The 11,131-nt window shown below is 63.1% G+C and carries 10 protein-coding genes; 7 read left to right on the forward strand and 3 right to left on the reverse strand.

Annotated features, from left to right (window positions below; translation table 11 throughout):
- Positions 1-191: 191 nt before the first annotated feature.
- Positions 192-1,424: an HD-GYP domain-containing protein gene (locus G7020_RS00515; RefSeq protein WP_181082101.1), complete on the forward strand. Its 1,233-nt coding sequence runs from the start codon at positions 192-194 to the stop codon at positions 1,422-1,424.
- 43 nt (positions 1,425-1,467) lie between these two features.
- Positions 1,468-2,379, forward strand: a complete 912-nt coding sequence (locus G7020_RS00520) for a sensor domain-containing diguanylate cyclase (RefSeq protein ID WP_181082102.1) — start codon at positions 1,468-1,470, stop codon at positions 2,377-2,379.
- On the opposite strand, the gene G7020_RS00525 is transcribed toward G7020_RS00520, so the two are convergent.
- The 3 genes from G7020_RS00525 to G7020_RS00535 all read right to left on the reverse strand — a co-directional run bounded on the left by G7020_RS00525 (position 2,357) and on the right by G7020_RS00535 (position 4,641).
- A complete protein-coding gene (locus tag G7020_RS00525) occupies positions 2,357-3,607 on the reverse strand; it encodes an acyl-CoA dehydrogenase family protein (protein ID WP_181082103.1) in 1,251 nt (416 codons plus the stop codon). The genes G7020_RS00520 and G7020_RS00525 overlap by 23 nt on opposite strands.
- A 167-nt stretch (positions 3,608-3,774) precedes the next feature.
- Positions 3,775-4,215, reverse strand: a complete 441-nt coding sequence (locus G7020_RS00530) for a CopD family copper resistance protein (protein WP_181082104.1) — start codon at positions 4,213-4,215, stop codon at positions 3,775-3,777.
- A 75-nt stretch (positions 4,216-4,290) separates the two neighbouring features.
- Entirely contained in the window at positions 4,291-4,641 is a 351-nt protein-coding gene (locus G7020_RS00535; RefSeq protein ID WP_181082105.1) for a hypothetical protein, read from the reverse strand.
- Between the two features lie 184 nt (positions 4,642-4,825).
- On the opposite strand from G7020_RS00535, the gene G7020_RS00540 reads away from it, so the two are divergent.
- From G7020_RS00540 to G7020_RS00560, 5 genes are all read left to right on the forward strand, one after another.
- Entirely contained in the window at positions 4,826-5,227 is a 402-nt protein-coding gene (locus G7020_RS00540) for a DUF488 domain-containing protein (protein WP_181082106.1), read from the forward strand.
- 114 nt (positions 5,228-5,341) lie between these two features.
- Complete coding sequence (locus tag G7020_RS00545; protein ID WP_181082107.1) at positions 5,342-6,274, forward strand: NAD(P)/FAD-dependent oxidoreductase; 933 nt, start codon at positions 5,342-5,344, stop codon at positions 6,272-6,274.
- A 78-nt stretch (positions 6,275-6,352) separates the two neighbouring features.
- Entirely contained in the window at positions 6,353-7,888 is a 1,536-nt protein-coding gene (locus tag G7020_RS00550; RefSeq protein ID WP_181082108.1) for a sigma-54-dependent transcriptional regulator, read from the forward strand.
- A 401-nt stretch (positions 7,889-8,289) separates the two neighbouring features.
- Positions 8,290-9,666, forward strand: coding sequence for an alanine/glycine:cation symporter family protein (locus tag G7020_RS00555; protein ID WP_181082109.1), 1,377 nt, complete (start codon positions 8,290-8,292; stop codon positions 9,664-9,666).
- A gap of 69 nt (positions 9,667-9,735) precedes the next feature.
- Positions 9,736-11,112 (forward strand): L-serine ammonia-lyase, encoded by a 1,377-nt coding sequence (locus tag G7020_RS00560; protein WP_181082110.1) that lies wholly within the window; start codon positions 9,736-9,738, stop codon positions 11,110-11,112.
- Positions 11,113-11,131 lie beyond the last annotated feature (19 nt).

An 11,131-nucleotide genomic window follows, 5' to 3' on the forward strand; every position in this document is an offset into this window, starting at 1 on the left:
AAGGCACGGCAATCCCAGCGCGGCAGAATACGTCTACCCCCTCTGGAAAGCTGGCTAGCAAGGTGACTACCAAGGGCAAGGCAGGGATGTTTTGGCGACCGTCGAGTCTGTTAGTGGCTATATAATGGCGCAGGACGAGACGAAATGTCGCAACAGCTTTCGCTTTCAGAAATCCCGGCGGATTACTCGTCATGCTCAAACGTATCGAAGTCTCCGAAGTCGTCATCGGCATGTTCATCCACAAGCTGTGTGGCTCCTGGCTCAAGCATCCCTTCTGGAAAGGTCGCTTCCTGGTCGAGACCGAAGAACAGCTGCAACTGCTGCGCCGTTCGGCAGTGGCCCAGGTCGTAATCGATACCGACAAGGGCCTCGATGTGCCTGCGCCAATGACCAGCGCCGAACAGGTGCCGCAACCACAGATGCAGGAGGCGCCAGCGCCGCAACAGCCTCGCCAGGTCAATCGGGAACAGACATCGTTCATCGAAGAAGCCCGTCGCGCTCAGAAGATCTGTGAAAACACCAAGGCCGCCATCAGCGAAATGTTCGCCGATGCCCGCATGGGAAAGGCCGTCAAGGCGGAGAATGCCTCCGCGCTGGTGGAGGAGATCAGCGACTCCATCCACCGCCACCCACATGCCCTGATCAACCTGGCGTGCCTGAAAACCGCCGACGACTACACCTACATGCATTCGGTAGCGGTATGCGCGCTGATGGTCGCCCTGGCTCGCCAGCTGGGCCTGGACAATGAGCAGGTGCGTATCGCCGGCATTGCCGGGCTGTTGCACGACGTCGGCAAGATGGCGATCCCGGATGCCATCCTCAACAAGCCGGGGCGCCTGAGCGACGAGGAATTCCGTATCGTGCGCGAACACCCGCAAGCCGGTTACCGGATGCTGCTGGAAAGTGATCAGGTCGATCCGCAGGTGCTGGACGTGGTCCTGCACCACCACGAGAAATACGACGGCAGCGGCTACCCGAGCGGCCTGGCGGGGGAAGAGATCAGCCTGCTCGCACGTATGGGCGCGGTGTGCGATGTCTACGACGCGATCACCTCCAACCGCGCCTACAAGGCTGCCTGGGACCCTGCCGAATCGATCCACCGGATGGCTCAGTGGAAAGGTCACTTCGACGAGGAGCTGCTGCAGGCATTCGTCAAGGCCATCGGTATCTACCCCATCGGCGCACTGGTGAGGCTGGAGAGCGGTCGCATCGGCGTGGTGCTGGAACAGCACCCCACCTCGCTGCTCAAGCCCAGGGTCAAGGTGTTCTATTCGGTACGCCTCAGGCAACCGATTCCCATCGAGGTCATCGACCTGGAAGCGCTGGCGGGCAAGGACCGGATCGTCTGCCGCGAGCCCGCCGAGGACTACGGCGACTTCGAGGCGCTCACCTGTGACGACAACCATGCAAAAGCCTACGCCTGAGCGAGCCGCATGCAGCCTCGACAGCCATGAAGGAAGACCGCTCATGCTCTACGAAGCCCTGTTCGAGCATATGCGCGAAGGCGTCATCATTGCCGACAGCACGGGCGCAATCCTGCGGGTCAACCCGGCCTTCAGCCGCCTCACCGGCTACAGCCAGCACGATGTGCAGGGCCGGCGGCTGCAGATCCCGCATAGCGCATTGCAACCGGCACAATGCCATAACCAGATCTGGCGCGAACTGGAAGAGAAGGATCAATGGTCCGGGGAGTGCAGGGGACGGCACAAGGATGGCTACGAATATGAGTCGCACCTGCTGGCACGGATCGTTCGCACTGCCTGCAACCAGATAGCTCACTACCTGCTTTTTCTCAGCGATTTTTCACAGCTCAAGGACCGGCAGAAACGGCTGGAGCGCATCGCCCATTACGATCCGCTCACCGAACTGCCGAACCGGATACTGCTGACCGAGCGCATGGATCGCGCCCTGCTGCATGGCAAGCGCCAGGGCAGATTCGTGGCGGTTGCCTTTATCGATCTGGATGGTTTCAAGGCTGTCAACGACACCCACGGCCATGAACGAGGCGACCGGCTGCTGCAGATCATCAGCTCTCGCCTGAAGGCTGTTCTGCGTGAAACCGACACCCTGGCGCGCTTCGGCGGCGACGAGTTCGTTGCAGTGCTGGCCGACCTGCAGCAACCTGGTGATTGCCGCACGGTTCTCGAACGCATGATCGAGGCAGCCCATGAGCCGGTGCCCGTGGGCGAGATCATCTTCCGGCTTTCGGCGAGCATCGGCGTTGTCCTCGTGCCGCCACACAGCGAGCTATCCGAACAGTTGATCAAAAAGGCCGACCAGGCCATGTACCAGGCCAAGCGCGCCGGCGGGAATCGCTACTGCATCAGCAGCGAATCCCTGCGGGTACCCGCTCCGCTCAGTGGCGACCCGGCGGTGTGAGGTAGGCCGCCGAGGCACCACGACTGGCTTCGCTGGCCTTGATTTCCATCCTGGCGATGCTGCGCAGATGCACCTGGTCGGGACCGTCGGCAAAACGCAGGGAGCGTCCACCAATCCACATGTCCGCCAGCGGCGTGTCCGGCGTCAGGCCCATGGCGCCGTAGACCTGAATCGCACGATCGACGACCTTGGTGTGCATGCGCGGCACCAGCGCCTTGATCATGGAAATCTCCTTGCGCGCGGCCTTGGCGCCGACCTCGTCGATCATCCAGGCGGTCTTCAGCACCAGCAGCCGCGCCTGCTCGATCTCGATACGCGACTCGGCGATCCAGTCGGTGATGTTGGCGTATTGCTGCAGGTATTTGCCGAACGCCTTGCGTTCCTGGCAGCGCTCGACCATCAGCTCCAGCGCCAGCTCGGCCATGCCGATGGAACGCATGCAGTGATGGATACGGCCCGGCCCGAGGCGTGCCTGGGCCATCATGAAACCGTCGCCCTCCTTGCCCAACAGGTTGCCAGCCGGTACCCGCACGTTCTTCAGCAGCAGCTCGCAATGGCCTTCCGGGGCGATGTGATTCATCACCGGAATGTTGCGTACCCGCTCCACACCGGGTGTGTCGAAGGGCACCAGGATCATGCTCTGCTGGTGATGAGTGTCGGCGTCGGGATCGGTCTTGCCCATCACGATCAGCACCTTGCAGTTGGGGTGCGCGGCGTTGGTGATGAACCACTTGCGCCCGTTGATGACGTAATCGTCACCGTCGCGGCTGATCAGCGTCTGGATGTTGGTGGCGTCGGATGACGGCACGTCCGGCTCGGTCATGGCGAAGGCCGAGCGAATCTCGCCTTCAAGCAGGGGCTTTAGCCAACGCTCGCGCTGCTCAGGCGTGGCGAACAGGTGCAGCAGCTCCATGTTGCCGGTGTCCGGCGCATTGCAGTTGAACACCTCGGAGGCCCAGTGCACGCGCCCCATGATTTCCGCCAGCGGCGCGTATTCCAGGTTGCTCAGACCCATGCCCGGCTCGTCCTCGCGCAGCGAGGGCAGGAACAGGTTCCACAGTCCTTCGGAGCGCGCCAGCGCCTTGAGATCGTCCATGAAGGATACGGGATACTGACCGGCGGCGACCTCGGCCTGCCAGGCACCGATGCGCGGCACGATGTGCTGATCCATGAACGTGCGCAGCTGCTGACGCAGTGCCTCCACACGCGGGCTATAGGCGAAATTCATGCGATACCTCTGGGGTTCGGGTGGATGCAGCCACCTTAGCCCCCGACCCCGGAAACGCAATGAAAGTACAGCCGCTGAATCAGGGCCAATAAACGACACGATGGCCCACGCACACCGCATATCCTGCAGGAGCGGGCCATGCCCGCGAACCGATGCCCGGCGCCCCGCTACCAGCGCAGGTAGAACATCGCCTTGGCCAAAACCACGATGCCGATCATCTGCAGAAAAATCGCCCAGTGAATGGCCCGATAACGTGCCGGCGTCATCCGTCCACTTCTCAGCAGCATGGCCACCGCGCCGAAGGTGAAGAAGACACCGATGGCGAGCAGGATCTTCAGCGTCAGCAGCGTGCCGAAACTGCTGGCGAAAGGATCGGCAAGCAGATGCCGATGATGCCAGGCCAGGCCGATACCCGCCCCGTAGACGAACAGCACCACCCAGTGCAACACCACCCGCAGCCGCGCACCCACCGCCTTGTCGACGCGCTGCATCAGGTCCGGCTCGATCTGTTGCCGCACCCTGGCCAGCACGGCCACCTCGACGAACAGCGCGCCGATGAAAAAGATCGCAGCCAGCAAATGAATGACATGCAACAGGGAATAACTCATCTCTGCCCCTTGGGTTGTTCAGGCGGTCAGCCTAGCAGAGCCCGGCCTTCTGTCACCGACTGCCTGAGCAAAGGCTCAATGACTCACCCCCGCCAGGCGGCTGCCGTCACGCTCGACCCGCTGGCCGACCTCGAAGCCATCGGCGGAGGTCCGCAGGCGGCTGGTGTTGCCCTGCTCATCCTTGAGTACATAGAGGTTATGCTCAAGCCCCGCCACGTCCTGCACACCCTGCCCGGCGAAATAGCCCACACCAGCCCCCACCAGTGCGCCAATCGGACCGCCCGCCGCCGCGCCCAGCATGAAGCCGCTGAGACCACCGAACCCGCCACCCACCGCACGGTCTTTCTGTACGGATACCACTTCGTCGGCACTCGCCAGGGTGCTTGCCAGCAGCAGTACACTCGCCATCATGATCGACTTGTTCATGCGAAACGCTCCTTGAAAGATTGGGAATTGCACTCCAGGTCTTTCACGAAGCGTGCCGTCGTTTCTGTTGACACAGATCAACAGGTTAGCCGCACAAAAGTACTATCGACCCTTTCTGAAAGGGTATTTATGACAATCACCAGAGTATTTTTAACCCTGGATTTTCAAGTATTGGAGGCCAGCCATGATCCACTGCAAACGCGCCTATGAAAGCCCAGCTGCGGATGATGGTCGGCGAGTGCTGGTGGACCGCCTCTGGCCGCGCAACTGCCGCAAGGAGGCGCTGCAGCTGGATCAATGGCACAAGGAACTGGCGCCTTCCAGTGAATTGCGCCGCGCCTTCAAGACCGGCGATCTGGGCTTCGAGACCTTCCGCGAACGCTACCGCCAGGAGCTAGCCGCACATCCCGAGCACTGGTGGCCACTGCTGGGCATTGCCGGGCAGGAGCGCCTCACGCTGGTCTATGCCGCACGCGACGAACAGCAGAACAACGCCCAGGTGCTGGCCGAATGGCTGGAAGAACAGCTCGACCGCTACGGCGAGCAGAGTTCGCCGACGTGCTACGCCGGCAGGCGGTTATCCTGAAGCGATTCGGCCCATGCGGTTGAACGTCAGATTCATCTTCGACGTTTATCCAAGCACGCGAACTTTATCTCGCTGGTCGCTTCTACTGACGACACTCGCACAGCCGGCACACCCATGAACGAAGCCGCCCCGTCAGCCACACTGACCGACTGCCTGGTGGTTGGCGCCGGGCCGGGTGGCCTGACTGCCGCGCTTTACCTGGCCCGCTTCCATCGCGATTGCCTGGTGGTGGACGCCGGCGCCAGTCGCGCCTCACTGATCCCCCGCTCGCACAACTATCCGGGCTTCCCGCCCGGCATTTCCGGCGATGCCCTGCTGGCCCGGTTGCGCGAGCAGGCGACCGGCCATGGTGCGCGGATCGAGCGCGGCCACGTGGAGCGGATCGAACCGCATGCCGAAGGATTCACCGCGCACTACGACGGTCGCATCTGTATCGCCCGCCGCATCATTCTCGCCACCGGCGTCGAAGACACATTGCCGCAGATGCCCGACGCGCGGGCGGCCATCGCCATGGGCAGCCTGCGCCTGTGCGCCATCTGCGATGGCTATGAGGTTCATGGCGACAATGTCGCGGTCTACGGCGAGGCCGAAGACACCATCCGCCATGCCGTTTTCCTGCGCACCTTCACCGACCGCGTCACCGTGGTGGTCCACGGCGACCCGCGCGCCTGCGAAGAGGCCATCGCACTGGCGCGCCATTACGATATCCGGCTGATCGACGACTGCGTCGAAGCCCTGCGCCCCTGTCCCACGGGCATCGAACTGGTTACCCGCAACGGCGACGTCCATCATTTCGACATCATCTACCCCAACCTCGGCGCACGTGTTCGCTCCGAACTGGCGACAGGCCTGGGCGCGGCCTGCGACGAACAGGGCGCGCTGATCGTCGATGCCCGCCAGCAGACATCGGTAGCCGGCCTCTATGCCCTGGGCGATGTCGTGACCGGCCTCAAGCAGATGAGCGTCGCCGTCGGGCAGGCCGCGCAGGCCGCCACCGCCGTGCACAACAGCCTGGAAAGCAATCCCTGGGGCGGCCCGTGCCGATAACGCGCCGCGGCGCACAAGGCGAATGCCATCAATCCGGCGAGCAGGCATACTGCGAGCCTCGACCAAAGCCCGAACAGCATGCGCATACACGTTACCTTCATCGACCGCATCGGCATCACCCAGGAGGTTCTCGCCCTGCTGGTGGCGCGCAACCTCAACCTCGATGCCGTGGAAATGGTGCCGCCCAACGTTTATATAGACGCCCCTGCGCTCGATGCCCATGTACTCGACGAGCTGCGCCAGGCGCTACGCGACGTGCATGGAGTACAGGACATTCAGGTGGTCGGCATGCTGCCCGGACAGCAGCGGCGCCTGCAACTCGATGCGCTGCTGCTGGCCATGTCGGACCCGCTGATGGCGGTCGATGGCGACGGCAAGATCCTGATGGCCAACCCTGCGCTGATCAGCCTGGTGGGGCTCGACCCCGAAGGCCGGTTCGTTGGCGAGCTGTTCGATGCGCCTGAACTGCAGGCCGCGATGCTCAAGCAGGGCTTCCGCCTGCCCATGCGCGAAATCATCTTCAACGGCCAGTCGCTGCTGATCGACGTGATGCCGGTTGCCGAAACACTCGTCACAGACGGAACACAACCGGCAGCCGGCGCACTGCTGACACTCTATGCACCCAGCCGGCTGGGCGAGCGCCTGGCCGCGCTGCACCCTCACCATGCGGAAAGTTTCGAGGCGTTGCTGGGCGACTCCACCCCCATCCGCACGCTCAAGGCCCGAGGCGTGCGCGTGGCAGCCCTCGATGCGCCGCTGCTGATCCAGGGCGAAACCGGCACCGGCAAGGAACTGGTCGCCCGCGCCTGCCACGCCGCCAGCCCGCGCAGCAATGCGCCCTTCCTGACGCTCAGCTGCGCAGCCCTCCCGGAAAACCAGGCCGATGGTGAGCTTTTCGGTTACGCACCCGGCACGGCAAACGCCAGCCAGCGCAGCGGCAAGCCCGGCCTGCTGGAGTTGGCCAACGGCGGTACGGTGTTCCTCGACGAAATCGCCGAGATGTCGCCCTACCTGCAGGCCAAGCTGATGCACTTCCTCAGCGAGGGCAGCTTTCGTCGAGTTGGCGGCGAGCGCGAGATACGCGTCGATGTACGCATCCTCAGCGCCACCCACCGCAACCTGGAACAGCTGGTCGGCGACGGCGCCTTCCGCGAGGACCTGTTCTATCGGCTGAACGTACTCAACCTCAGCGTTCCGCCGCTGCGTGAACGCAGCGAGGATATCCTGCTGCTGGCGCGACATTTTCTACTGCAGGCCTGTACCCAGATCCAGCGCCCGCCCTGCCGTCTGGCACCCTCAACCTACCCGGCGCTACTGGGCAATAACTGGCCCGGTAACGTGCGGCAGCTGCAGAACATCATCTTTCGCGCCGCGGCGATGTCCGACAGCAGCATGATCGGTCTCGACGATCTGGATATCGCCAGGACCCGCCTGGCATGTCGGGACGATGAAATCACCAGCCTCAACGAGGCAATGGAAGCCTTCGAGCGCTCGATTCTGGAAAGACTTCATGCAAGCCATCCCTCCACCCGATTGCTGGCGACCCGGCTGAAAAGCTCGCACAGCGCCATCGCCATGCGCCTGCGCAAATATGGTATCGGCAGTCACAGTTGAGGTTGCCGTAAACGTCACCGTCGGAAACATTTACTCATTCATTGTCCGTAATCGCCTCACCAGTACGCGAATTTGCCGAATCACCTGTATCGATTCCAATACATCGTACCGAAATGAGTACGGCAGTCTGGAAGCCGAACATCGGTGCTGGATACGGTTGTTGTATCGAATTCGTTACAGGGCGATTACAAAGCGCGACCAGGAGAATTCATAACCCATTGTTAAACGGACTATTTATTTAAAGCTGGCACCGGTATTGCGTTGTTAGAGAGACTGGAGCCGGAAGGCAACCGCGCTGCCTAGCGAGCAGAGCACCATTTGCCAGCCGGAACCTCAAAAATGGGTGCCTTGTCTTTCGCACACCGACATGCCGTAAACCAAAAAATACAAGCGGAGTCGACATGGAATTTCTGAATAATCTGGTCAACCAAATCAACGCGCTGGTATGGGGACCGCCGATTCTGGTGCTGATTCTCGGCACCGGGCTGTTCCTCATGATCATGCTCAAGTTCATGCCCTGGCGGACCATTCCCCGTGGTTTCCGCCTGATGTGGCAGGGGCGCAGGAACGAGCCCGGCGCCGACGGCGAGATCAGCCCCTTCCAGGCGCTGATGACCTGCCTGGCGGCTACCGTTGGTACCGGCAATATCGCCGGTGTCGCCACTGCCATCTTCCTCGGCGGGCCGGGTGCGCTGTTCTGGATGTGGTGCACCGCCTTGGTGGGCATGGCGACCAAGTACTGCGAAGTGGTACTGGCCGTGCATTACCGCGAGAAGGACGACCGTGGCGAGCATGTCGGCGGCCCGATGTACGCCATCAAAAACGGCCTGGGCAAGAAATGGCTCTGGCTCGGCGGAGCTTTCGCCATCTTCGGCGGTCTGGCCGGTTTCGGTATCGGCAACATGGTACAGGTCAACAGCATGGCCCATGCCATGGAAACCACCTTCGGCGTGCCGATGTGGATCACCGGCGTGGTCTCGATGGCCATTGTCGGCCTGGTGATCCTCGGCGGCATCAAGCGCATCGGCAAGGTCGCGGCAGCATTGGTGCCCTTCATGTGCGTGGCCTACATCATCGCCGCCCTGGTGGTGCTGGCAGTCAACTTCGAGGCCATCCCCGGCGCGTTCGCGCTGATCTTCAAGTCCGCCTTCAACCCGGTGGCGGCCACTGGCGGCTTTGCCGGTGCGGCGGTGATCGCGGCGATCCGCTTCGGTGTTGCGCGCGGCATCTTCTCCAACGAAGCGGGTCTGGGCACCGCCGGCATCGCCCAGGCGGCAGGCACCAGCAACAGCCCGGTGCGCTCCGGCCTGATCGGCATGCTGGGTACGTTCATCGACACCATCATCATCTGCTCGATGACCGGCCTGGCGATCATCTGCTCGGGCGTCTGGACCAGCGGCGAGAGCGGCGCAGCCTTGTCGGCGGCGGCCTTCGAGTCGGCGATGCCGGGCTTCGGCGGCGCCATTCTGACCATTGCGCTGGTGGTCTTCGCCTTCACCACCATTCTTGGCTGGAGCTACTTCGGTGAGAAATGCTGGGAGTTCCTGGTAGGCACCAAGGCGGTCTGGCCGTTCCGGGTGATCTGGGTGCTGGCCGTGCCCTTCGGTGCGATCGCTCAGCTGGACTTCGCCTGGCTGGTGGCCGACACCCTCAACGGCCTGATGGCGATTCCCAACCTGATCTCGTTGCTGATGCTCAGCCCGGTGGTGGTCAAGCTGACCAACGCCTACTTCGCCGAACGCAAGACGCAGGAAGCGCTCGCCAGCATGCCCCGCTGAACAGCGTCTAAGCTGATGGCAGCCCCCGGTCGCTGGGGGGCTGCCATTCTCATTCAGCGAGCGCCCTTCATGTCTCTGAGCACCTTCGATCTGTTCAAGATCGGTATCGGCCCCTCCAGCTCGCACACAGTCGGCCCCATGAACGCCGCTGCGCGGTTTGCCGAAGGGCTGAAACGCGATGGCCTGCTGGCCGCCACCGAACGTGTGCGCATCGAACTGTATGGCTCGCTCGGCGCCACCGGCAAGGGCCATGGCAGCGACAAGGCAGTGATCCTCGGCCTCGAAGGCGAACAGCCGGAGCAGGTCGATACCACCCGCATCCCGAAACGGCTGGCGGCGATCCGCGACAGCGGCAGCTTGCGTCTGCTGGGCGAAAAACCGATCCACTTCGTGGAGCGGGAGCACCTGATGATGATCCGCAAGCCGTTGGACTTCCATCCCAACGGCATGGTCTTCCGCGCCTTCGACGCCGCCGGGCTGCAACTGCGCAGCCGCGAGTACTACTCGGTGGGTGGCGGTTTCGTCGTCGATGAGCAGGCGATCGGCAGCGACCGCATCATCGAGGACCGTACGCCGCTGCCCTTTCCCTTCCACAGCGCCCGCGAGCTGCTGGCGCTGTGCGACGAGTACGGCCTGTCGATCAGCCAGCTGATGCTGGCCAACGAAGCGGCCTGGCGCCCGGAAGCGCAGACCCGCGCGCGGCTGCTGCAGATCTGGCAGGTCATGCAGGACTGCGTGAGCGCCGGCTGCCACACCGAAGGCACGCTACCCGGCGGACTCAAGGTCGAACGCCGCGCCGCCAGGCTCTACCGCCAGCTCAGCGCAAGCCCGGAAGCCAACCTGCGCGACAGCCTGAACGTGCTCGACTGGGTCGATATCTATGCGCTGGCCGTCAACGAGGAAAATGCCGCTGGCGGTCGGGTGGTCACCGCACCGACCAACGGCGCCGCCGGGATCATTCCCGCGTTGCTGCACTATTACGTGCGCTTCGTACCCGGCGCCAGCGACGACGGCGTGGTGCGCTTCCTGCTCACCGCCGCCGCCATCGGCATGCTCTACAAGGAGAACGCCTCGATTTCCGGCGCCGAGGTCGGCTGCCAGGGCGAGGTGGGCGTCGCCTGCTCGATGGCCGCCGGCGCACTCTGCGAAGTGCTCGGTGGCACCCCGCAGCAGGTGGAGAACGCCGCCGAGATCGGCATGGAGCACAACCTCGGTCTCACCTGCGATCCGGTCGGTGGCCTGGTGCAGGTACCTTGCATCGAACGCAACGCCATGGGCTCGGTGAAGGCCATCAACGCCGCGCGCATGGCCCTGCGCGGCGACGGCAGCCACTTCATCTCGCTGGACAAGGTCATTCGTACCATGCGTCAGACCGGCGCCGACATGAAGAGCAAATACAAGGAAACCGCCCGCGGCGGGCTGGCTGTCAACATCATCGAATGCTAGGGTCCTGTTGCCCCGGAGC

The sequence above is a fragment of the Stutzerimonas stutzeri genome (assembly GCF_013522825.1).
Taxonomy (GTDB): domain Bacteria; phylum Pseudomonadota; class Gammaproteobacteria; order Pseudomonadales; family Pseudomonadaceae; genus Stutzerimonas; species Stutzerimonas stutzeri_AK.

Coding starts and splice junctions, on each gene's coding strand:
- G7020_RS00555 (WP_181082109.1), top strand. CDS start 8,290: ATGGAATTTCTGAATAATCTGGTCAACCAAATCAACGCGCTGGTATGG.
- G7020_RS00525 (WP_181082103.1), bottom strand. CDS start 3,607: ATGAATTTCGCCTATAGCCCGCGTGTGGAGGCACTGCGTCAGCAGCTG.
- G7020_RS00560 (WP_181082110.1), top strand. CDS start 9,736: ATGTCTCTGAGCACCTTCGATCTGTTCAAGATCGGTATCGGCCCCTCC.
- G7020_RS00520 (WP_181082102.1), top strand. CDS start 1,468: ATGCTCTACGAAGCCCTGTTCGAGCATATGCGCGAAGGCGTCATCATT.
- G7020_RS00530 (WP_181082104.1), bottom strand. CDS start 4,215: ATGAGTTATTCCCTGTTGCATGTCATTCATTTGCTGGCTGCGATCTTT.
- G7020_RS00545 (WP_181082107.1), top strand. CDS start 5,342: ATGAACGAAGCCGCCCCGTCAGCCACACTGACCGACTGCCTGGTGGTT.
- G7020_RS00535 (WP_181082105.1), bottom strand. CDS start 4,641: ATGAACAAGTCGATCATGATGGCGAGTGTACTGCTGCTGGCAAGCACC.
- G7020_RS00515 (WP_181082101.1), top strand. CDS start 192: ATGCTCAAACGTATCGAAGTCTCCGAAGTCGTCATCGGCATGTTCATC.
- G7020_RS00550 (WP_181082108.1), top strand. CDS start 6,353: ATGCGCATACACGTTACCTTCATCGACCGCATCGGCATCACCCAGGAG.
- G7020_RS00540 (WP_181082106.1), top strand. CDS start 4,826: ATGATCCACTGCAAACGCGCCTATGAAAGCCCAGCTGCGGATGATGGT.